At 27.5% G+C, this 24,285-nt stretch carries 19 protein-coding genes; 18 read left to right on the forward strand and 1 reads right to left on the reverse strand.

Going from position 1 to position 24,285, the window contains the following annotated elements:
* Positions 1–17: 17 nt before the first annotated feature.
* The 8 genes from EMELA_RS00525 to EMELA_RS00560 all read left to right on the forward strand — a co-directional run bounded on the left by EMELA_RS00525 (position 18) and on the right by EMELA_RS00560 (position 7,673).
* Entirely contained in the window at positions 18–1,412 is a 1,395-nt protein-coding gene (locus EMELA_RS00525) for a lipoprotein (RefSeq protein WP_028124002.1), read from the forward strand.
* A 119-nt stretch (positions 1,413–1,531) separates the two neighbouring features.
* Entirely contained in the window at positions 1,532–2,446 is a 915-nt protein-coding gene (locus tag EMELA_RS00530) for an ECF transporter S component (protein ID WP_028124003.1), read from the forward strand.
* A 16-nt stretch (positions 2,447–2,462) separates the two neighbouring features.
* Positions 2,463–3,794: a cysteine--tRNA ligase gene (cysS, locus tag EMELA_RS00535; RefSeq protein WP_028124004.1), complete on the forward strand. Its 1,332-nt coding sequence runs from the start codon at positions 2,463–2,465 to the stop codon at positions 3,792–3,794.
* 1 nt (position 3,795) lies between these two features.
* Positions 3,796–4,524: a 23S rRNA (guanosine(2251)-2'-O)-methyltransferase RlmB gene (rlmB, locus tag EMELA_RS00540; protein WP_028124005.1), complete on the forward strand. Its 729-nt coding sequence runs from the start codon at positions 3,796–3,798 to the stop codon at positions 4,522–4,524.
* 78 nt (positions 4,525–4,602) lie between these two features.
* Positions 4,603–4,767 (forward strand): 50S ribosomal protein L33, encoded by a 165-nt coding sequence (gene rpmG / locus EMELA_RS00545; RefSeq protein ID WP_034971113.1) that lies wholly within the window; start codon positions 4,603–4,605, stop codon positions 4,765–4,767.
* On the forward strand, positions 4,767–5,135 hold the full coding sequence (gene secE, locus EMELA_RS00550; RefSeq protein WP_100608942.1) for a preprotein translocase subunit SecE: 369 nt from the start codon (positions 4,767–4,769) through the stop codon (positions 5,133–5,135). The genes rpmG and secE overlap by 1 nt, the downstream gene beginning before the upstream one ends.
* A gap of 11 nt (positions 5,136–5,146) precedes the next feature.
* The gene (nusG, locus tag EMELA_RS00555; RefSeq protein WP_028124008.1) at positions 5,147–5,767 is read left to right on the forward strand and encodes a transcription termination/antitermination protein NusG; all 621 of its coding nucleotides are present in this window, start codon (positions 5,147–5,149) and stop codon (positions 5,765–5,767) included.
* Between the two features lie 142 nt (positions 5,768–5,909).
* On the forward strand, positions 5,910–7,673 hold the full coding sequence (locus EMELA_RS00560; RefSeq protein ID WP_028124009.1) for a ribonuclease J: 1,764 nt from the start codon (positions 5,910–5,912) through the stop codon (positions 7,671–7,673).
* A 13-nt stretch (positions 7,674–7,686) separates the two neighbouring features.
* Here the strand turns inward: EMELA_RS00560 and EMELA_RS00565 are convergent, their stop codons facing one another.
* Positions 7,687–8,193 carry a hypothetical protein gene (locus EMELA_RS00565; RefSeq protein WP_028124010.1) on the reverse strand — a complete coding sequence of 169 codons (507 nt, stop codon included), beginning with the start codon at positions 8,191–8,193 and terminating at the stop codon, positions 7,687–7,689.
* A gap of 78 nt (positions 8,194–8,271) precedes the next feature.
* On the opposite strand from EMELA_RS00565, the gene oppB reads away from it, so the two are divergent.
* From oppB to rsmI, 10 genes are all read left to right on the forward strand, one after another.
* Positions 8,272–9,600: an oligopeptide ABC transporter permease OppB gene (oppB, locus tag EMELA_RS00570; protein ID WP_028124011.1), complete on the forward strand. Its 1,329-nt coding sequence runs from the start codon at positions 8,272–8,274 to the stop codon at positions 9,598–9,600.
* A gap of 16 nt (positions 9,601–9,616) precedes the next feature.
* A complete protein-coding gene (oppC, locus tag EMELA_RS00575; protein ID WP_028124012.1) occupies positions 9,617–10,588 on the forward strand; it encodes an oligopeptide ABC transporter permease OppC in 972 nt (323 codons plus the stop codon).
* Positions 10,589–10,599: 11 nt separating this feature from the next.
* Positions 10,600–12,168, forward strand: a complete 1,569-nt coding sequence (locus tag EMELA_RS05240; RefSeq protein ID WP_028124013.1) for an ABC transporter ATP-binding protein — start codon at positions 10,600–10,602, stop codon at positions 12,166–12,168.
* 1 nt (position 12,169) lies between these two features.
* A complete protein-coding gene (locus tag EMELA_RS05245) occupies positions 12,170–14,023 on the forward strand; it encodes an ATP-binding cassette domain-containing protein (RefSeq protein ID WP_028124014.1) in 1,854 nt (617 codons plus the stop codon).
* Positions 14,024–14,025: 2 nt separating this feature from the next.
* The gene (gene oppA / locus EMELA_RS00590) at positions 14,026–17,022 is read left to right on the forward strand and encodes an oligopeptide ABC transporter substrate-binding protein OppA (RefSeq protein WP_028124015.1); all 2,997 of its coding nucleotides are present in this window, start codon (positions 14,026–14,028) and stop codon (positions 17,020–17,022) included.
* Between the two features lie 91 nt (positions 17,023–17,113).
* The gene (locus EMELA_RS00595; protein WP_028124016.1) at positions 17,114–18,052 is read left to right on the forward strand and encodes an alpha/beta fold hydrolase; all 939 of its coding nucleotides are present in this window, start codon (positions 17,114–17,116) and stop codon (positions 18,050–18,052) included.
* Positions 18,053–18,149: 97 nt separating this feature from the next.
* On the forward strand, positions 18,150–21,023 hold the full coding sequence (locus EMELA_RS00600) for a DNA translocase FtsK (protein WP_028124017.1): 2,874 nt from the start codon (positions 18,150–18,152) through the stop codon (positions 21,021–21,023).
* A 53-nt stretch (positions 21,024–21,076) separates the two neighbouring features.
* A complete protein-coding gene (uvrC, locus tag EMELA_RS00605; RefSeq protein WP_028124018.1) occupies positions 21,077–22,843 on the forward strand; it encodes an excinuclease ABC subunit UvrC in 1,767 nt (588 codons plus the stop codon).
* A gap of 58 nt (positions 22,844–22,901) precedes the next feature.
* Positions 22,902–23,372 (forward strand): transcription elongation factor GreA, encoded by a 471-nt coding sequence (gene greA, locus EMELA_RS00610; protein ID WP_028124019.1) that lies wholly within the window; start codon positions 22,902–22,904, stop codon positions 23,370–23,372.
* Positions 23,373–23,411: 39 nt separating this feature from the next.
* Positions 23,412–24,284 carry a 16S rRNA (cytidine(1402)-2'-O)-methyltransferase gene (rsmI, locus tag EMELA_RS00615; protein ID WP_028124020.1) on the forward strand — a complete coding sequence of 291 codons (873 nt, stop codon included), beginning with the start codon at positions 23,412–23,414 and terminating at the stop codon, positions 24,282–24,284.
* Position 24,285 lies beyond the last annotated feature (1 nt).

Genomic DNA, 24,285 nt, shown 5'->3' on the forward strand with positions numbered 1-24,285 from the left:
GCTCATAAGGAGGATTTATGAAAAAACTACTATCTATTATTACATCATTAACTGTAGCTGCCTCAGCAACAACTAGTTTAGTTTCATGTAAAGTTATAACTAATTTGTTTAAAATTGAAATTAGTAATTGAGAAGCGGCAGGTGATTTAAAATATAAATTCGATACAAAAGAAGGAATTTATAAACCTACACCTTATGATTCATCAACAACAGATGACCAAAAAAAAGCTAATGTTAAAAAAGCACTTGATGGAGCTTCTGGGACTTTTGCCTCATCTTTAGTTGCAGATATGATCAATTCTGTATTTTTTAACTCAGAATTAAATGTAACTAAAAATACAATTAAAACATGACAATATCTTTTTAGAACAAATCAAGAAGGTGTTTATGCTGATGGTCAATTTAGAACAGCTGGATTAAATAGTTCACAAGAAGATGAAATAAAAGAATATTATTCAAAAGTAACAAATATTTCTTCATTGTTAGGTTTATATCAATACACAAAATATACATCTACAGAATCTTCAACAAAAGCTGACGCTAACTTGACTAAATTGTCTCCAGAAACAATTAATGAGATTGAAACAAGTGGAATTTTTAGTAGTTCTAATAATCAAGGAATTACAAATGTTAAAATAAACTTTACTCCTTCATTATATGAAGGTAAAATTGGTTTAGGTAATTTGACAGGTGATACTGAAATAAAAAAATATGACTCAAATTATATTTCACCAACTACAAACTATAATGCTAAAACAGCTAAAGAAACAGAAAAGGATCCTTCTAAGGGTTATAAAGAATATCTTGCAGGAACAAATATTGCTTATAACTTTTTCCAGCAATTAATGATTTTAGAAGTTAAATCTACTGATTTAGAATTACCAATAACTGTTAAAGAAGTTAAAGAACAATCTGAAACAAGTAAAAAAAATGTTAAAAAACAAGGGTTAATTTTAAATCCTAAATCATCAGAAAAAGCTACTGAGCCAATTGTTTTTGAATATACTACAAATGATAAGAAAGAAAAAACAGCATATTCATATGGTTACTCATTAGTTTCACTTGCGCCAATTGATTTAGAAATTACATATAATGATAATGTTGACTTAAAAACAGGTACACCCAATGGAAAAAACTATCTAATTGATTTAACTATTGATGGCTTGAGTGCTGCATTTAAACCAATCTTAAACTTTACATCAAACAAAGATGAAGAAGATAAAACTACTACTTCAAATGGAACTCCATACATTGGTTGAAGATTTATGGGGTACCAATTCAATTCAAAAAATATTGTTGGATATAACGAAGATGGAACGTTATTTACTGAAAAACGAAGTAAAAAAATGACAGCAACAAATAAAAAATTTAATGACTTCAATATTACAAAATTAGAATTTAAAGAAGCTTAGGAAAGTACATAAAATAAAGAAAAATAAGCATATTACATATGCTTTTTTATTTTTAAAAACCAATTTTTGATTAATACAAGTATAATATTATTAAGTATTTTTGCTTGAAAGGAGATATGATGGATAATTTTTTACAATGATTAATGACTGGAAATCATCTAGCATATGCTTCAAGCTTGTTAACTTTTATAAGTTTACTACTATTCGCACTAGGTTCATTCATTTATAAGAAATACTTAGTCAGAAAAGGTGAACTATTTATTTCACCAACATTTAATACAAAAAATATTACTTACATGGGAATTATGATTGCTTGCTCTGTTTCAGTTACAGTTGTTATTTCATTAGTTGCACCAATTACAGTATTTCCACCAATTAGAGTTGCCTTTGAAGGTATTATGATCAAAATTACAGGAATGATTTTTGGACCAATCATTGGTTTAATTGTTGGATTGATTACTGAGTTATTAACTATGCTATTTATTCCGTCATTTATTCACCCTGCGTATTTTGTTGTTGCAATTGGATTTGGATTCTGAGCAGGATTAGCTTCATTTACTTTTAAATTTGAAGCCAAAAAGCAATGAATAACTATTGCTATCATTACAGTATTTATTATTCTAGCAACTCTATTCTTATACAACACACTTCAATACTTGGATGCTGATGAAAATGGAAATGTAAAATTATTTGGCATTCATGTTAAAAAGGAACTTATTCCAAGTTTATTCTTAATAATGATGGGAATAATGTTAGGGATATGCTACACAATGTGTGGTGTTTTAGTATTATTAAAAAAACAAAGATGATTACAAGTTATCTTACCAATTTTTTTAATCTGTATTGTGACAGAAATTATTGTTACAATTTTAACTGCTGCTTGAGGAGATGCAAGCTTATTAACTTCAAATAGTGATGAAGGATATATTAGTATGGTTGCATTAAGGGTAATTCAAATGCCAATAAAAATAGTATTTAACACAGCTTTATTAGCAACAGTTTATTCTGTGCTAAGACCATTAATTAAAAAATAATAAGGAAGTGATCTATATGAAATTATTTGATACATTAACTCAAGAACAAAAATTATTGGATAAAAAAAACATAAATATATATTCATGTGGACCAACAGTTTATGATTTTATTCACGTTGGTAATGCTAGACCAATAATTTTAATGGATACTTTAATTAGATTTTTAGAAGCAAATAATGTAAAAGTTAATTTTTTACAAAACATAACTGATATTGATGACAAAATCATTGAACGAGCAATTGCTGAAAATATTACAGAAGAAGAAATTGCAGACAAATATACAAAAGCTTTTAAAGATAATCTTAAAAAATTAAATATTAGAATGCCAGATAAGTTAATTCCTATTAGTGACAAGATAAAACAAATGGAAACATTTATTTTAGAATTACTAAATACTTCTGATGCATATGAATCAAATCGAAACATTTATTTTAATATAAAAGAAAATGCTGACCAGTATGGTAAATTATCAAAAGCCAAAATTGAAGATTTAATTTCAGGTGCTAGAGTTCAAGCAGATGAAAATAAACAAGATCCTTTAGATTTTGCTTTATGAAAAAATACTGAAAAAGGTAAGAAATGAAATATTGGCAATAGTGGAAATTTAGGAAGACCTGGATGACACACTGAATGTGCAGTTTTAATTGATGAATATTTCAATAAAGAAACAGTAGATATTCATTCAGGAGGAATTGATTTACAATTCCCTCATCATGAAAATGAAAGAATTCAATATATTGCTAAAAATAAAAAAGAAATTGCAGATATTTGAATGCACAATGGTCACTTAACAATTGATAGAGAAAAAATGAGTAAGTCTTTGGGTAATGCTATGACATTAACTAATTTCTTAGAAAAATATAATCCTGACATTTTAAGATGAATATTCTTAATAACTTATTACAAACAACCAATTAATATTTCAGATGACTTAATTGAACAAGGAAATAAATTTATTGTAAAACTTAATAATTTAAATAAGAAAGTTAAGCAGTTAGTAATAACTGATAACTTTAAATTAGATGATTCAATTGATAAAGAAATAATTGACGAATTTAATAATTTTATGAATGATGATCTAAATACATCAAGGGTTTTAACATTAATTGAAGATGTCTTAAAAGATATTAATAAAGTTTTATTATCTAAAGACTTTTTAGTGATAACTAAAAAGATTAATGCACTAAACTTTGTTTTAAATACATTAGGTTTATCAATTAAAATAGATGCAAATGTAAATGTAAATGATAAACAAACTTTCTTAATGTGAAAAGAATTAATTTCTGCAAAAGACTTTGAACAAGCAGACAAAATCAGAGAATCATTAGTAGAAAAAGGAATCTTATAGTATGGAAAATTTAAGTTTAATATATGGAAAACATGCTGTAAATGAATTTATTAAAAATCATTCAAACTTAATTAAAAAAATATATGTTTCTAATAATTTTAAAGTTGAATCAAGTGAATTTGATTTTACAGTTATTCATACTGATATTAAAAAAATTGAAGCTATGGTTGGAGTAGAAGTAAACCACCAAGGTGTTGTAGCGGAAGTTAAAGAATTTAATTACAAACCATTTGGTGAAGCATTAAATGAACTAAATAATGAAGGACCAAAACTAGTTTTAATTCTTGATCAAATTCAAGATCCTTACAATTTTGGTGCAATTATTAGAAGTTCTAGTTTATTAGGTGTTGATCAAATTGTTATATTAGATCACAAACAAGTATTTGTTAATTCAACAGTTGTCAAAACATCAGCTGGAATAGTTTATGATATGAAGATTAGTAAAGTTACTAATCTAAGTAATGCAATTAAAGATTTACAAAAAAATGGGTTTTGAATTTATTCAACACATTTAAACTCTGAATCTAATGACATGCGAAAAGTAGACTTTGCAAATAAGACTGCAATCGTAATAGGAAATGAACATAAAGGTGTTAGTGAATTAGTAATGAAAAACAGTGATATGAATGTTTATATCCCTTCAACAAATACAATTGATTCATACAATGCTAATGTGGCAACTTCTTTAATTCTTTATCATGTTGCTAATTATATTGGAAAACTAAAATAATAAATGTATAATAAACATAGTTATTAGGAGGTCAACCTCCTTTTTAATTAGACAAATACTTTATTTAGGAGGGTTAATATGCAAAAATCAAAATTAACCAAAAAGATAATTTTAGTATGTGAAGATTGTTTAAGTAGAAACTATTCACTGAATAAAAACAGTTTAACTCAAAAAGAACGTTTAGAAATTAAAAAGTTTTGTTCTATGTGCAACAAACATACATTACATAAGGAAACAAGATAATGGCAAAGAAAAAAGATAAAGACATAATTGTTGAACAAGTAGTTGAACCAATTGAACCAATTGAAATAATTGAACTTGTTGAACATGTAGAAACAAAAAAAGCTAAAAAACAAAAAATTAAAATTTCTAAAGAAACTAAAAAATCAATTAAAGTTAAAAAACAAAAAGAAAAGAAAAATTTTAAATTGGCAATGAAAGAATTGCCAATTAAAATAGTAAAAGAAATAAATAAAATCAAATGATCGGGTTGAGACAATTTAAAGAAAAAATACATAATAGTGTTATTATTTATGATATTTTTCGCTGTCTTATTCTTCTGCATTGGATTAGGTATAGAAGCAATATTTAGATTAATTAAAGTTTATTAAAAGGAGCTAGTATGAATAAAGAAGAAATATTAAAATTAGAGGCCGAGATATTATCATCAAAAGGACAATGATTTGTTGTTAACTCTCAAACAGGACATGAAGAAAAAGTTTTAAATGATTTAAAAAATAAAATTAAAGCTGAAAAAATGGAAGATCAAGTTTTTGATATTAAAATTTCAAAAGGATGAGTTTTAACTAAAGCTGGAAAAGAAAAAGAAAAAAACTTATTCCCAGGATACTTATTTATTAACATGATTATGTCTGAAGAGTCATGATTTGTTGTTCGTAATACTCCAGGAGTTACTGGATTTATTGGTTCATCAGGACGTGGTGCAAAACCATTTCCATTAACAGTTGATGAAGTTGTTGAAATGTTAATTCCAAAAACTGAAGTAATTAAAGAAGAAACACAAACTGAAAATGAAGCAGTTGCGAAAAAACCTTTATTCACTGCACCATTTGAAATTGGTGACTTTGTAAGAGTTAAAGAAGGAATCAATGCTGGTGAAGAAGGCGAAGTAAGTTCAATGGACTTTGAAAAAGGTGTTGCTGTTGTACTTATTGAAATGTTTGGTAGATATACAAACTTAGAAATCGCTTTTGATAGCGTAGAACCTGTTAAAGAATATTAATAATTATTAAGTGACGTCAGTCATTTTTTATTTTTTCTTTTATATGTTAAAATATTTAAAAGCAAAACTGATCTAATCTAACGTTAATCGCGATTAGTGAATAATAAATTATAATTATGAATTAATAATAAGGAGAAACTAAATGTCAAAAATTAAATTTATGGCACTTGGTGGACAAGATGAACGAGGAAAAAATCTTTATGTCTTAGACATTGATGACAACCTACTCATTTTAGATGCCGGTGTTAAATATCCTGATAAAGGAATTTTAGGTGTAGATATTGTTACACCAAAACTAGATTATTTAAAAAATAATAAACAAAAAATCAAAGGAATTTTTTTAACAAACTCAGCAAGTTACAACATGGGAGCTGTTCCATTTATTTTAAAAAGTATGGATGTTCCAGTTTACTGTAACGAAATTACTCAATTAGTTGGTAAAATTAAAATTTCTAGAATGCGTATTAAAAATACAAAAGACCAAAACTTTGTTGTAGTTAAAGATAAACAAATCTTAAACTTTGGAAATATTAAAGTTGAAGTATTTAGAACAACATCAGCTTCACCACAATCTTATGGTTATGCTTTCCATACAGAAGAAGGAACTATTGTTTATGCAGGTGATTACATTATTGATGGTAAAGAACAATCATACTTTTCAACAGATTTTAATCACATTAATGAAATTGGAAAAAAAGGTGTTCTTGCATTAATTGCTGATAGTGAATATGCTTCAAGAAGTGGTTTCACTGTACCTAATCATAAAATTGAGAATTTTATTTCTACTTCATTTAAAGAAAAGAAAACAAAAATTGCAATTGGAATTTTTGAAGAAGATATTTTTAAATTAGGTGAAATATGCATGGCAGCAAAAGAAAACAATCGTAAGATTGCTGTTTATGGAAGAACAATGACTGAAATTCTTAATTCAAACTTAATCAATGAAAACTTGAAAATAGTTTCAGATGATTTAATCACAGTTGAAGAATACATGGAATCAGAAAATGGGTTATTAATTATTTCAGGAACAGGAGATATACTTTATTCAAAACTAGCAAAAATTGCTACAGGGAATGATGAAGTTGTTGAGTTTACTGAAAAAGATTTAATTATTTTAGCAACACCTCCAGCACCTGGTGTTGAAAAAAGACATGCTCAAATTCTTGACGAATTAGCAAGAACAGATGCAAGATTAATTGCTTTAAGTGATAGAAACATTTGATCAATGCATGCATCATATGAAGATGTAAAAGTTTTTACAAGTATGTTAAATCCAAAATACTTTATCCCAGTTAAATCATTATTTAAAGATTCATTAAAAGCTGAAAAAGCTGCAATTGAAGCTGGAGTTAATGAAAAAAATGTTGTGATATTAGACAATGGACAAGTTGCTAATATTTCAAAATCAGGAATTTCTGTTGCTGACAAAAAAGTTGATATTGGTAATTCATATGTTGACCAAGCAGGAGTTGGAGACGTTGGAGCAATAGTTTTAAATGAAAGAAAACTATTAGCAACTGATGGTGTAATGATTATTGGAGCAACTATTGATACAAGAAATAAAGAATTAATTTCAATGATCGATACTCAAATGCGTGGAGTTTTATATATTAAAGAAGAAAATCCAATTTTTAAGATCATTCAAAAAGAAATTGAATTACTTTTAGAACAAGGACAAAGTCTATTTAAAGAATCACCAAATAAATATGATATAAATGAAATTAAAAAAGATATTGCAACAAAAGTTAGATCATTAATTAAACAAGAATCAGGTAAACAACCAATTGTATTAGTTATCGTAAATGAATATGAAGGAAAAGACTACGTTTTTAAACCAAGAAATAATTCAAATAGAAATAACTTTAAAAATAATAATAATAATAATAATAAAAAAGGATCAAATTAATTGATCCTTTTTTCTATACACAATACATAACAATTGTGAAAATTATAAATAACATTAAACAGATTGTAACAGTATTTCTTCATTTAATTAAAATAGATTCTCTTTTAGTATAAGTCTTTTGGTATCTTAATCTTTTATCATTAAAATAATTAACTGCTTTTTTATTTCTCACATAATTAATAATAAAGATTGTTAAGATTTCAATAAATAAAAATGCTGTAGCAACAAAAGCTGTTGCTTGTAAAAATCTTTTATCACTACTTAGGTTAGGAGCAATACTAGCAACATTTCTAAGGGCATATCCTAATCCAAAACTAAAACCAATCCCAATTAAAGTTATTAAAAAAATTGCAATTCAACTAATTCAATCTAATTTTTTATTTTCACGAAAATTTTTCATTTTTGTGTAATTTTCAGCTGCTTTTAAATCACTATTTAATTCTTTGTTAACATCCTTATAGTGCTTGTCTAGCCCTTCTTTTCTTAATTTCTTAAGGTTTTTTAATTCGTCCTTTGCCATATTTGCTCCTTTCAATTGACTTACATACTCTTTTAGTTTATCATATTAAAAACTAATATAAATATGGAGGCAAAGACCGTGATTAAATCAAAAAACAAAAGTACATTAAAAAACTTTAATTTAGACGCTTTGGATTTAGATCTAAATGAAGAGTTAATTTATGCTCAACCAACATTCTTAAGAACTGTTTCATATAGACTTGAAGAATTAAAAGAAGAGACTTCAAAATATTTTAGAAGACATCCTCTAATTGGATACTCATTTAAACGTATTGTTTATGGGTTATTAACATTAATTGTAAGTATTGCAATAGTTTTCTTTTTAGTTAACTTTGTAACACCTGACTCATCATACTTACCTGATCCTCAAGAAATGGCAAAAATGGGAATAGGTGACTCTGGTGCACGTTATGATGCATTCTTACAAACAAGATTAGAATTATTTGGAGTTAGTGGGTCTGCTATTGAAAGATTATTAACATATTTCAAAAACATTATTCCATTTATTCCAAAACACATTTTAGTTGGACAAGCAGTTGAATTTCCTGAAAGTTCAACAACAGATGCTATTATTAAAAACACAATTTTTTATACTGGTGGACAAGTTGATTGAATTCTTAGATCAGGTTCACAAGAACTAATTGATTTAGTAAAAGTTCATGCAAACTATAAAACTATCTGAGTATATTTAGGAATTGTTAAATCAAATTCAATGGGAATGCCAGGTTCAACTGAGGTAACTTCTCTATTTGCAGACGCAATTCCTTACTCATTTGGAATTGGAAGTATTGCAGTTTTAGTTTCATACATAATTGGTATTCCACTAGGCATTGAAGCAGCTAAAAGAAAAGGTAAAACAGCAGATGGTGTTATTAATGGAGCATCAACATTTTTATTAGCAATACCTTCATTAGTTATTGTTATTGCTGTTTACTTAACATCAATCTTAGTTTTCGGACATTCATCAATTTTTAGTTCTGGTTCTTTCTGAACTAGATTCTGACCAGTTGTTGCATTAATTATTTTAATGGCACCAACAACAATTATTTTAACAAGACGTTATGTTGTTGATGAAATGACTGCAGAATATACAAAATTTGCATATGCAAAAGGTTTAGGAGAATCAAAAGTATTCTATATCCACATTTTTAGAAACACTGGAGTAAGAATTTTACGTGAATTACCATTAGACTTAGCATTTACATTATTCGGAGCTTCAATTTTAACTGAATCTCAATGAAACATACCTGGTATGTCTCAATTAATTATTAGTGGGGTAAACAACCGTGACTCATTTGTTATTTTAGGATTTATTACTTTTGCATCATTAATTAAAATTGCTGCAACATTAATATCAGACTTATTTATGGTATTGATGGATCCTAGAGTTAAATTAAGCGGTAAATAAGAAAGAGGGGGAAATTATGATAAACATCGATAGAGAAAAATTCGAAAGAGAAAACAAAGTTGATTTTGATAATATTGATTCAAAAATGTTTGAAATGGTCGAAGAACAAACTAGCGAAAGCGAAAGATTAAATTCAAAACCATATAGTTATTGAAAATCTGTAGGTAAATTATTAATTACATCTCCTACTTTTATGATTTCTATTTTAGTTTTAATTGGAGTTGTACTGCTAGCTTTCATTGTTCCAGTAGTAACAGGTTATAAAAATGGAGCAAGTACAATTGGTGATCCAGCATTACCATCATGAGAGCACTTATTTGGAATCGGTATGAATGGTGAAGATTTATTTCAAAGAGTTTGAGCTGGAACAAGAACAACATTATTGTTTGCTTTCTTAATTGCAGCAATTCAATTAGTAGTTGGGGTTGTTTTAGGTTCAATTTGAGGTTATTTTAGAAAATCAGATTTAATTTTCATTCAAGTAGCAAATATTATTACAATTGTTCCTCAATTCATTCTATTACTATTAATGGTTTTCTTATTTAATAGTAAAGGTTACTGAGTTATTGTTTTTGCGATATCACTTCAAGCATGAGTTGGTATTGCTCAAATGGTAAGGGTACAAATTATGCTAGTTAAAAATACTGACTACAATACAGCATCAATTAGTTTAGGTTCAAGTTCATACAGAATTATTAACAAAAACATTATGCCAAAAATTTTACCAGTTATTGTTCAAACAACTGCGTTTGCAATTCCAACTGCTATTTCAATCGAAGCATCACTTGCATACTTAGCATTTGACTTCATTCCAGCAGGACAAACATCACTTGGACAAATCTTAAACCAAGTTATGAACGAAACAAAATGACAAATTTATCCAAACTTATTAATTGCTCCAATGGCAGTTATTATGGTTGTTTCAGTTGTATTCTTTTTAGCTGCTAGAGTATTTGCTGACTCATTAGATCCAAAAAATCATAGATAGGAGACCAACTTATGGCTACAAATAAAGAAAAAATTATTTCGCTTCAAGACGTTGTTGTAAAATTCAACGTTCGTGGAAAAATGTTAACAGCTATTAGAAACGTTTCTTTTGATATTTATGATGGAGAAACAATTGCAATAGTTGGTGAATCTGGGTCAGGTAAATCAGTTTTAACTAAAACATTAACTAACATGTTAGAAAATAATGGTTACATTTCAAATGGAACAATTATGTATTTTCTAACTGAAGAATCAAAAAACAATCCTGAAACAGCAATTAGAGAAGATGTTAACTTAGTAAACTACCACAAAGGTTCATTAACTTCTGACACAAGAAGAAAAATTAAAAAAAGTAATTACAAAACAATTAATAACGCAAAAATTCGTTTAGAAGCATTAAACGCACGTTTAGGAATTAAAGGTGCAGATTCTAATGAAGTTTTAGAAAAAATTAAAGAAGAAAGTGAAATTATTCATGATGCATATTTTGAACTTTCAACATTCTCAAGATTAAGAAAAAGAACTGTTTTACGTTTAACTCCAATAATGAAAGAAATTTCAGCTAAAAAAACAAATCTTTCAATCATGAAAGGTAGACAAATTCTTGCTGGTTTAAGGATTCTTGCTGAACAAGAATTTTTAACTGAGTTTGAATTAAACTTAAAATCAGTTTTAGAAAAATTAAAAAGAGCTGAAGTTGTTGAAGAACATGAAGTTAATACTTTATTAGCTGCATGAAAATTCCAAACAAAACCAACTTGAGTAAACAAAAGAGAAGCTATTAAAAAATTAAAACAAGTTAGAGGGGGAACAATTGCTACAATTTTTCAAGACCCTATGACTTCATTAAACCCATTATTAAGTGTAGGTTTCCAAATTTCAGAAGCAATCAGATTACATAATAAAGTTTCTAGACATGCTGCAAAACAACAAGCAATTGAATTAATGAACAAAGTAGGTATTCCAAATGCTGAAAAACGTTATCACGATATTCCAGGTAAATACTCTGGAGGTATGAAACAACGTATCGTTATTGCTATTGCATTAGCATGTAATCCAAAAGTTTTAATTTGTGATGAGCCAACAACAGCACTTGATGTTACTATTCAAGCTCAAATTTTAGAATTAATTAAAGATCTTAAAAAAGAATTTAACTTAACTGTAATTTTCATTACTCACGACTTAGGAGTAGTTGCTAACGTTGCTGATCGTGTTGCAGTATTATATGCTGGGCAAATTATTGAATATGGTACAACTAAAGATATTTTCTTTGATGCAAGACACCCATATACTTGAGCATTATTATCATCATTACCTCAATTAGGTACAAAAGGTGAAGAATTATTTGCTATTACAGGTACACCACCAAGTTTATTCAACAAAATAAAAGGTGATGCTTTTGCACCAAGAAACAAATATGCTTTAGCAATTGACTTTGAATATAACCCACCAATGTTTGAAATTAGTAAAACACATGGTGCAAAAACTTGATTATTAGATCCAAGAGCCCCTCAAGTTAATAAACCTAAAATGTTAGACAACTTAAAAGAAGCTGTAAGCGAAGCAAAGGTAGGTGAATAGTATGGCTAAAGAATCATTAGTAAAGGTACGTGACCTTTTAATTGAATATGGACACGGAAAAAACAAAGTTTCTGCAGTTAAAGAAGTATCATTTGATATTTACAAAGGAGAAACTTTTGGATTAGTAGGTGAATCAGGTTCTGGTAAATCAACAATTGGTAAAGCCTTAATGGGAATTGAACCAATTAATGATGGAACTGTTTACTACCAAGATACTTTAGCATTTGGTAAAATACCTAACTTGATTAAAATGAATGAAAAAATGGAACACCATATTAAAGTAATGAAACTTAATCAAACAGCAATTACTAAAGCTTTAGAAGTTTATTCAGAAGATTACAAACGTGTTTACTTTAAATATGTTGAAGGAAAATACTACGATTTAAAATCAAAAGAAACAGTTGATTACTCTGATAACAAAATTAGAAAAATTGAAGAAGGTTTAGATTTAAAAGAACACAAATTAGTTTCAAAAGCGAGAGATCCAAAATTAAAATTAGTTGATGATGCTATTAAAAAAAATATTAAAAGAATTTTAAAATTATACAAACTTCAAGATAAATCATTATCATTCTTAAAAATGTTAAAAGCTGATGGAATTATTAATCAAGATTTATTAAAAAAAGTTAATGAATTACACACAAGAACAAATAAATTAACTTTAAAAATTAGAAAATCAGAATCAACTATGTATTTAATTATTCAAGAAATTGAAAAAATTAGAAATGATGTTAAAAAAAGTAAATATAAATCAGTTAAAAGATTCTTCTTTGAATTAGGAAAATTATTAGAAATATTAATTACTGAACATAAATTAGTTTCTCCAATGATTGTAGAATTAAAACAAACACAAAAATTAAGTTCTGCGATTGTTTCAAAAGGAAGCGATAAAAAAGATTGATTAAAATGAATTGGTGAAAAATTAGCAACTATTAGTGATGAAGAAAAAATTGCAGAATTACAAGCAGTTAAAGAATTCATGGCAATGGATAATATTCAAAAAACATTAGAACAATCACCAAAATATTGCTTACCTACAAACTCAGAAAGACATCAACTAAAAAAACAAATGCAAATGATTTTCCAAGATCCAGCATCATCATTAAATGATAGAATGCCAGTTGAACAAATTATTGCAGAAGGTTTAGATAACTTTCCTGAATTATATAAAAATGAACAAGCAGCTCAAACATACATTGATTGATTTAATTTAAACAATCCAAGTAAAGCAGGAAAAATTACATTACAAAACATTAGATATTCAAAAGTAAAACAATTTTTAATTTTACAATTATTAACTACTGTTGGTATGTTACCTGAACATTTATCTCGTTACCCACATGAATTTTCAGGGGGTCAACGTCAACGTATTGGAATTGCTAGAGCATTAGTTATGAAACCTTCATTTGTTGTTTGTGATGAACCTATTTCAGCACTTGACGTTTCAATTAGAGCACAAGTTATTAACTTATTATCAAAATTCCAAATTGAGTTTGATTTAACATATATCTTTATTGCTCACGACTTAAGTGTAGTTAGATTTATTGCAAATAGAATTGCAGTTATTTATCGTGGTGATATTGTTGAATTAGCTGATGCTGATGAATTATTCAACAACCCATTACACCCATATACTCAATCACTGTTATCTGCTGTGCCATTACCAGATCCAGAATTAGAAAAAAAGAAAAAGAGTATTAAATATAATCCAGAAGAACAACATTTTGATTACATTACAGATTCACCAAAATGAAAAGAAGTTCAGAAAGGTCACTTTATTTTAGCAAATGATAGAGAAATTGCTGAAATCAAAGCAAGTAAAAGAAAAGCTAAAAAAATTGAGAAAGGAGCATAATTATGAAAAAATTACTTAGTATAATTGCTGCTGGTACTTTAGTTATAACAGCAGGTTCAACTTTAGTTTCATGTGGAATGTCTGCAACAAAACTAATGGCAAGAAAAGTAAATACAAAAGAGTATAAAGGTTTCATGACTGCCGCTCTTAACACTTGATCACCTGGTTCTTCAAACCAAAATAGTGATGCAATTATTGGGGAAAACTTATACGATGGTTTATTAACTCCTAACGCACATAATGAAATTGAAGGTCAAATGGCAAACTGATGAGGACATAATCAAGAAGGTACAGAATACTACTTCCATTTAAGAGATAAAGAAACATCTTCAGAAGATGGAAGAAAAACTGGAATTCCAAAATGAACAATAACTAAAGATGGAAAAGTAACAGGGACAGAAAATGTATCTCCAATGGATTTTTATAATGCATTCAGATTTACTTTCAACCCTAATGCTTCAGCTGATGGAGCTGCACCAACAAATGGTTTATTTAAAAATGGTAGTGCGCTAGTTGATGGGATTTTACCAACAATTACAGAGTATGATACATTGTTAAACAAAGGAAAAAACTTTGGTAGAACAACTGAAAAAGGTGGAACATCAAATATTGCTCAAGAAGCTATTTCAACTAGAAACTTTGATATTATCATCATGTTAGTAAACCTTTGATCTGCTACAGAAGAAGGACAAGCTAAAATTAATAAATTAGCAGCAGCTAAAATTGATGCAATTACAGAAGAGAAAGATGGAAAAGAAGTTATAACAGGTTATAATAGAATACAAGAATTTGATAATTTAATTACTGAAATCAAATATTATACTACTGAAGCAAACTTCCAACAATTAATTACTGATTCTGCACAAAATGGTGGAATGATGGCTGTTTCATTAGCAACTGAAGGTTTAGGAACTGCCACTTCAGAAAAAGCAGATTCTGGACAAATGTATAACATAAGATATACTTTACAAAATCCTTCTACATCATTCTTTACTTCAGCAGCAGGTTATGGTTCATTAAAACCACTACCTTTCTATGCTGTTAGTTATTCAGATACTCAAAATAGATCTTGATATAATTTTTCAAAAAGATATCAACCAAGTATCAATGAAATGTGATTCTCTGGTGCTTATTATGTTCAATCATATAAAGCAGGTACTAATGCAGTTTTATTAAAAAATCCTCATTACTACCAAGCTGACAGAACATATATTGAAAAAGCAACTTATACTTTAACTAGAACAGCATCAGTTGACTCAAACAGACTTTGATTTGAAGGTGGAGATGCATCTGAAGTTGCTATTTCACCAAACGATGCTAGTGGTTGAAAAAAATATGTTGGTGATGATTATAATGCTGATGAACAAAAATTTGCATTTGAAGGTACTCATGCAACATCAACAGTTCCTAGTCAATATAGTTTTACAACATTCTATAACTATGGTAGAGTAAGTCAAAAAGATGGCAAAAAAATAATATCAGCGTCATCAAAAGCAATGGCTCAAAAATCTGTAAGATTATACTTGAATTACATTATGCAAAGAACTCAATTCCCTGCATACATTGCTGGTAAATTAGACAATAATGAAAATACTAAAGAGTCATTAGCATGAGATAAAGACAAAAATGTTAAAACAAGATCATCAACTTTACTAAGAAACGTATTTACAATTCCAAAATTAGCTGTAAATACAGATAAACAAGAAGATGCAGTTGCATCATCAGCTCCTGATGAAATCAGAGGAGTTTCAGTTAAAGACTATACAATTCAAAATGTTGGTTCAGATTATAATAAAATGTATGGAACAAAAAACATGGAATTAGAACCAACTGAAACAGCTCCAACTGCAGATACTGATTCAAAAACTAGATTAGCAATCTTAGAAGAAAATATAACAACTCCTAACTTTGACAAAGAAAAATTAGAAAAATTCTACAATGAACAATTTGGTTCATTAGTAGATGGTAATGATGCATTCTATCAAAATGACTTAATGGCATTAGGAATGTTCTTAAAAGATGATGGAACAGATGTTATACCAGAACTTGAAGATGAATTGAAAAAATTTGCTGATTCAGCATATAAATCAGTTATTGATAGAGAACAAAACGACAAATCTGTTGACCAAGCTAACGAAAAAGCTAAAGCAAAAATTCTTGGTGATGTAGTTAGACAAGATCTTGAAAGCAAAAAAATTCTTGAAAAAGGTAAAAATCAATCAATATCACTTGAATGACTATTAAATGGACTTTCAAGATTAACTTTAAATCCAAGAGTTGAATATATTGTTGAACAATTTAACAGTACTGTTGGTGATAATAGTCCAATTAAATTAGTTGCAACAGTTTCAAATGATAATGCAGACTATGTAAATAAATCAAAAATTGGTGAATATGATATCCTTGTTAGTGGATGAGGACCAGATTATACTGATCCATATAACTTCTTACATACAATGATTTTTGGTGGAGAATATAATTCATATACAAAACTAAAAACTGTAGTTAAATCTAATGGTACTAGTGAAGGAAGCGAGAACGTTCCTAAATTAATAATGAATGATGGATACGAAGAATATGATAGTGTTTATCAAGATTTAAGAAATACTGTTGCTAATTATACTGGAATAGTTGAAACTGCAAAAGGTGAATCTGATTTTACTCAAAGACTAATTCAATTATCTAAAGCAGAAACTTATGCATTGTATAATGTTGGATTCACAGCTACTTTATACAACAAAACTCCAATGAAAACTATTCAACTTTCATATTTAGATCCATTTACAAGATCTTCATTTATTGCTGGAAGTTCTAACTTAAGATTATTTGGTGTAAAAATGATTGAATCTCTTTGAAATAAAGAAGAATTCTTAAAAGCACAAGCACAATTTAATGAAGGATCAGATAACTCTGTTGCAGAGTACAAAAAATTATATGTTTATGATCCTAAATCAGATGGAATTGTTACTGCTTCAAATTCAGGGATACCAAGCAAATAAATAATTTAAAAATTAAGAGTGCAAATGCATTCTTTTTTTATTTTCGTTTTAAAGTGTAAAATAAAAATAAGTAAAAAAAGGAAACTGTAATATGAAAAATGAAAACTTAAGAACATTAGATGGCAAAAACATTAGTTTGTATATTTGAGATGAAGTACAAGAAGGTAAGTGTATAATTCAACTAGTGCATGGAAGCTGCGAACATGCACTAAGATATGATGAGTTTGCAAAAGAAATGAATAAACAAGGATTTATTGTAGTTGCCAATGACCACCGAGGTCACGGGAAGACAGCTGAATTAAACCATAAACCGCTTGGCTATTTTTCTTCAAAAAATGGTTGAAACAAAATTGTTAATGATTTAAAGATTGTTAATGAATTTATTAAAAGTAACTATGCAAATTTACCAATTGTTATGTTAGGTCTTTCAATGGGAAGTTTTATGACTAGAACTTTTATGATTGATTATCCAAATACAATTGATGGGTTTATTATTAGTGGAACAGCATGACATAGTACTGCACTACTTAAAACATCTTGATTGATTGCAAAAATTAGACAAACTTTTAGAAAAACTGATGGACCAGATGATTTTATTTGAAAATTAAGTTATAAACCACTTAACAAAAAATATGAATCTATTAACACTACTGGTGTTGAATGACTTTCTAATAACAAAGAAAATAATGATGGATTCTTAAATGATCCATTAACTGGTCAAATCTTTACGTCTTCAGCATTTAAAGATATGTTTGCAGGATTACTATATAATCAAAAATCTAAGAACATAAAAAAGGTAAATAAAAATCTTCCAATTTTACTTGTGTCAGGAAGTGATGATTCAGTTGGTAACTATGGAAAAATGGTTGAAAAAACTTATAAGAAATTTAAAAAACAAAACTTAAATGTTAAATTAAAACTTTATGATAACCAACGTCATGAAATCTTATTTGATAATGATAAAGAAATAGTCGAACAAGATGTTATAAAATTTGTAAATTCAATTATTAATACAAAACAGCAAGATTAATATATTTTGTTGTTTTTTAATAAAGTTATGGTAAATATAAAATTAACATTAAGTTAAGCAAAATTGGTATAATTATATTATTGCAAAGGGTGATTAGATGGAAAATAAGAAAGAAGAAAAGTTTTTAGCTAACTACGAATGAAACGAAGAAAAAACTGCTGCTTTTGTTACAACTAAACAAAAGCGAAGAAGTGACTCAATTTCATGAATGGTTACAGGATTAGTTATTTTATTTATAACTGTTTTTTCATTAGGAAGAATTACAGTAATTGGACAATTTCTTGATGATGTTATTTTCAACTTTTTATTTGGTTGATTTAAATACTTTATCTATGTAATTTTATTTATTGTAGATTTATCAATTTTTTCAGGAATTAGATTTAAATTTAAAAAACGATTCTTATTAATGGTAATGTCTTCGTTTATATTATTATGTTGATTAATTTCATTGATTTTGTTCACACAAATAATAGCTTTAAAGAATGAACACTTAAATAAGCTATGACAAAAAGACTTTTTTGGTCAAATGTTTGGCGTTTATGCTACAGAATGATTTAATCACTCAATTTTTTCTGGACAGTATTATAAAGAAGTAATTGACTACTTCTTAAAAACTGGTGGAGATGGATACTTTAACTTATACAGTGGTGGTGGAATAACTGGAACTTTAATGGTTGCTACTACTTCTTATTTATCAATTGTAGGATCATACCTATTACTTGTTGCTTTAATGTTTATTAATGGAATGTGAATATTTACAGGTGATCCAATTTTCTTATTTAAATCTAAATCAAAAAGAAAAGGTAAAGCTTTAAGAATTCTAACTTTAAAATCAAAAAGAAATCCAAATACTAAAAAAATGAAAGAAGTTGCTAACCAGGTTTCAACTGAACCTAAACTTGAAAAAAATGGTTGGGACTCAATTAATGTATTTGGAAACATGGATTTTGATGAAGAACAAGAAACTAGAACTAGCGATTTAACAATTCAACTACCTTCATATGTTAAAAAAGATGACAAAGAATTATTAGATCAAATTAAACAAGAAGAACATTTAGAATGCTCATTACCCGAAGAAGTAATAGATGCTAAATATGTTAAAAACAAAGAACTAATTTCAAACAACTTATCTTCATCTTCATTGATGGATGAAAATCTTAATGATCCAAACCGTAGAAGATTTGTTTCAAGAAGAGTTCAAGAAAACAATCAAGTTGAAACTCTAGTTAAAAACCCCGATCTAAAACCAATTACACAAAATAGTCAAGTTGTTAAAGAAGAACAAAGTGCAGAAATTAAACAAGTTATTTCAGAACCAATCATTGAAAATGAACCTGAAGTAACAGTTGATGGTGATGATACTTTCTTTGATGCAATTTATCAAGAAAATGAAGTTGAAGTAAAAAGTGAAACAGCAGAAGCACTTGATGCCTTAAGTAAATATGATATTTCAGATAATAATATAAATGAAGAACCAATTGTTGAAGAAGTAAGCACTCCAATTACTAAAACTGTAGTAGAACCAACACCAGTTCTTGAAGAAATAAATGAAGAAACAGTTGAAGAACCAAAAATTATAATGAATAAAAATTATAAACTTCCACCACTCGATGTATTAGCTGTAATGGAAAAAGATTACAACAAAGAAAGATCTAATAAAGAGAATGCTGCATTAAAAGCACTTGCAATTAATGAAACATTTAACCAATTCGGAGTTAAAGCAAAAGTTATTAACTCAATCATTGGACCAAGTGTTATGAAGTTTGAAATTGAAGCTGAACCTGGTGTAAAAGTTAATAGTATTACAAACCTAGAGAATGATTTAAAATTAGCTTTAGCTACTCAAAACATGCGTTTAGAAGCACCAATTCCAGGAAAAAACTTAATTGGAATTGAATTAGCTAATGCAAGTTCTGAAATGGTTTCAATGCGTGAAATTATTGAATCAATTTCAAAAGAACAAGAAGGTGAAAAATTATTATTCGTTTTAGGTAAAAACGTTTTAGGTGAACCTTTAACTGCACAATTAAACAAAATGCCTCACTTACTTGTTGCCGGATCAACAGGTAGTGGTAAATCAGTTATGATTAATGCTTTAATTTGTTCAATTCTGTTAAGAGCAAAACCAAATGAAGTTAAATTCTTAATGATTGACCCTAAAAAAGTTGAACTTTCAGTTTATTCAAGAATTCCACATATGTTAGCTCCAGTTGTTTCAGATATGAAGCAAGCAGCCAATGCATTAAAAATGGTTGTTGCTGAAATGGAAAGACGTTATGAATTATTCATGAATCTTGGAGTTAGAAACATTGATGGGTATAACAGAAAAGTTTCAGGATCTAAAAAAATGCCATTCCAAGTTATTATTATTGATGAGCTAGCTGACTTAATGATGACTGGTGATAAAAAACAAGTTGAAGAATCAATTATGAGAATTACACAAATGGCACGTGCTGCAGGAATTCATTTAATAGTTGCAACACAAAGACCATCAACTGATGTTATTACAGGAACAATTAAAACAAACATTCCAACAAGAATTGCGTTTGCTGTCACAACAGGAATTGACTCAAGAATAATCTTAGATTCAATCGGTGCAGAAAACTTACTTGGTAGAGGAGATATGTTATTCATGCCTCCAGGTGGTGGAGACTTAATGAGAGCACAAGGAGCTTATTTAAGTGATGAAGAAATCAAAGAAATTGTTGATTTCACAATTGCTCAACAACAACCAATGTACTCAGAAGAGTTTGACCATGATAACTTAAAATCAGTTGGTTTAGTTGATGAATTTTATGAAGATGCTAAAGCATTTGTAATTGAAAAACAAGATGCATCTTCATCTGCAATTAGAGGTAAATTTAGAATTGCTGATGCTAGAGCAACAAATATTTTAAATCACTTAGAAGATGAAGGAATAGTTGGACCAAAAAATGCTTCAGGGCGAAGAGAAGTTCTAATTAAGAAATAAACCCTTTTATTTAGGGTTTTTATTTTCTAAAATAATAGAAAGGATTTAGTTATATGGATTTAAAAAGTAAAGTTAGTAATTTACCAAATAAACCAGGATGTTATTTATATTTAAATAAAGACAAACATTTTATTTATGTTGGTAAAGCCAAAAATTTGAAAAAAAGAGTTTCTACATATTTTGATCGAGTGCAAAACCTTAAAACAACTAGATTAGTTAGAGAAATTGCAGATATTGAATACTTTGTTGTTTCAAATGAAAAAGAATCGTTATTACTTGAAGAGAATTTAATTAAAAAATACAGACCAAAATATAATGTTTTATTAAATGATGACAAATCTTATCCATATATAATCATTACCAATGAAAAAGATCCAACCTATAAATACGTTAGAAAATTAGATAAAAAAGCATTAAGAAGCTTTGGTCCTTTACCAATTGGCTCTAATGCAAGAGAAACATTAATAACATTAGAACGATTATTTCCACTTAGAAGATGTAAAGGGAATTTAAGAAAACCTTGTTTACATTATTTTATTGGACAATGTAGTGGAGCTTGTTTTAAAGAAGTTGATAAAGCATATTACCAAGAACAAATCAAAAGAGTTGATAATTTCTTTAAAGGAAATATTAATGAAGTGAAAACAATTTTAACTAATCAAATGTTAAAAGCTTCAGAAAATTTACAATTTGAAGAAGCACAAAGAATTAAAGAACAAATAATAAGTTTAGATTTTACAACTACTAAACAAAATGTTGAGTTTAAAAGTCAAACTGATCTTGATGTTATAAGTTATTTTATTGAAGATGACAAAATAGCGATTGTTACATTATTCTATCGTGCAGGAAAACTTTTATTTAAAGATGAACATATTCAACTTTATTTTGAGCAAGACATTACTGATTTATTAGATTCATTTATGACTCAAATATATGAAAAAAATATCTTACCTCACAAAATTATTGTTGATAAAGAAATTGAATTGTTTGAACTAAATGATAAGTATAAAAATCTAACAACTCACCCAATTAAGGAAGAAGAAAAAATTATTTATAACATTGGATTACAGAATGCTCAAGAAGCAATTAGAAAATCAAAAATATCAACAACAACAAATATTGGTAATGAAAATGAATTAATTATTCAATTACAAAAAGTTGCTAAGTTAAACAAAGAACCATATCGTTTAGAAATGTTTGATATTTCCAATATTGGTAATGAGTTCATTGTTGGAAGTTGTGTAGTTTACATTAATGGTAAACCTGTTAGAAATGAATTTAGAAAATATAATATTGAAAGTAAATTTACATCTGATTATGATCGTATGAAAGAAATGTTGTATCGTAGATTTCAAAAAGCTTTATTGGAACAAAGAATGCTTCCTGACTTAATTATTATGGATGGTGGAATTATTCAAGTTCACGCAGCTAAAGAAATTATCAATGCATTAGGCTTAAATGATATTCAAATTATTGGATTAGTAAAAGATGATCATCATAAGACTTCGTTCTTAATTAATACAAATGAAGATGATGTAAAAATTAAAGATTATCCAAAATTATTTAACTGATTAAGTAGCATTCAAATCAGAGTTGATGAGTATGCAAAATCAGGTTTTAAAAAAAAGCAAAATAATTCATTTTTAAAAGTTGAGTTAGAACAAATTGAAGGATTAGGTAAAAAACGAATTCAAAATTTATTCAAAAACTATAATACAATAAGCGAAATTCGACAAGCAAGTGAAGTAGATCTGTTTAAAATATTAAAAAATAAAAAGACTTTGGATAACTTATTAAACTATTTAAAGAATAAGAAATAGATACAAATTTTTAAACAATTATTATATAATTAAAAAAGTTAGTTACTAGGAGAAGAACATGGAAAAAGAAATTATTTTAACTCAAGAAGGTATTGAAGAATTAAAACATGAATTAAAACACTTATTAGAAGTTGTTAGACCAGAAGTAATTGAAGAATTAGTTGAAGCACGTAACCAAGGTGATTTAAGTGAAAATGCAGATTATGATGCAGCTCGTAATCGCCAAGCTGAAGTTGAAGCAAGAATTAAAGAACTTGAAGCAATGATAAGTAAAGCTAAATTAATTGAAGATGCTTCTACAACTGATGGAGCAATTAAAATTGGTTCAAAAGTAAAATTTATTATGTTAAATACTAAAAAAGAAAGAGAAGTTAAAATCGTAGGAGCTGTTGAAGCAGATCCATTTAAAAACTTAATTTCAAATGAGTCACCAATCGCAAAAGCAATTATGGGTAAAAAAGTTGGAGAATCAGTAGAAGTTAAAGATATTAACAATCCTTACTCAATTGAAATCAAAGAAGTTAATTAATGATTACCCTTTAGGGTATTTTTATTTTCAAGGAGTATTATGAGAAATCAATCAACATTTAAAAATAATAAACCGACTATTTATTTAGTTGGTACACCAATTGGAAATTTAGAAGATATAAGTTTTAGAGCAATTGATACATTAAAAAATGTTGATGTTATTTGTTGTGAAGATACTAGAACTAGTCAAACATTTTTAAAAAAATATAATATTAATAAAAAATTAATTTCATTACATAAGTTTAATGAAACAGAAAGAATTAAAGAATTAATTCAAGTTTTAGAGAACCAAAATAATATTGCAATTATTAGTGATGCTGGTTGTCCTGCAATTAGTGATCCAGGTGCTACATTTATTAATGAAATATTGAAAGTTTATGATTGTAATGTAACAAGTGTAAACGTTGGACCAGCATACATTCATGCAATAGTAGCTAGTGGTTATATGACAAAAGAGAATTATTTTCATGGTTTTTTAGATAGAAAATCTGAAAAAACAAAAATGAATGAGTTAAAAGAAATTATTAATAAAAATTCAAATGCTATTATTAGTTTTTATGAATCTGTTTATAGAATTCAAGACACAGTTGCAAAATTAAAAGAAATTTTAAATCCTGCACAAAGTGTTTTAATTGGAAGAGAACTAACTAAAATTAATGAGCAATACATTCAAGGAAATATTATTGAAGTTAACGAATTTATTCAAAGTGAAGCATTTGTGTTAAAAGGTGAATTTGTAATTGTGATAGATGCTCAAAAACAAATTAACATTGAAATTGATGAACAAGAAATCATCACACTTGTAGAAGAACTAATTAAAGAAGGTTACAAGTTAAAACAAGCTTGTGATATTATTGGTGCTAAGATAAATAAATCAAAAAATGAGGTTTATCAAATATTTATTAAAAAGTAGA

Origin of the sequence: Mesoplasma melaleucae, from assembly GCF_002804105.1 — a bacterium.
Taxonomy (GTDB): domain Bacteria; phylum Bacillota_I; class Bacilli_A; order Mycoplasmatales; family Mycoplasmataceae; genus Mesoplasma; species Mesoplasma melaleucae.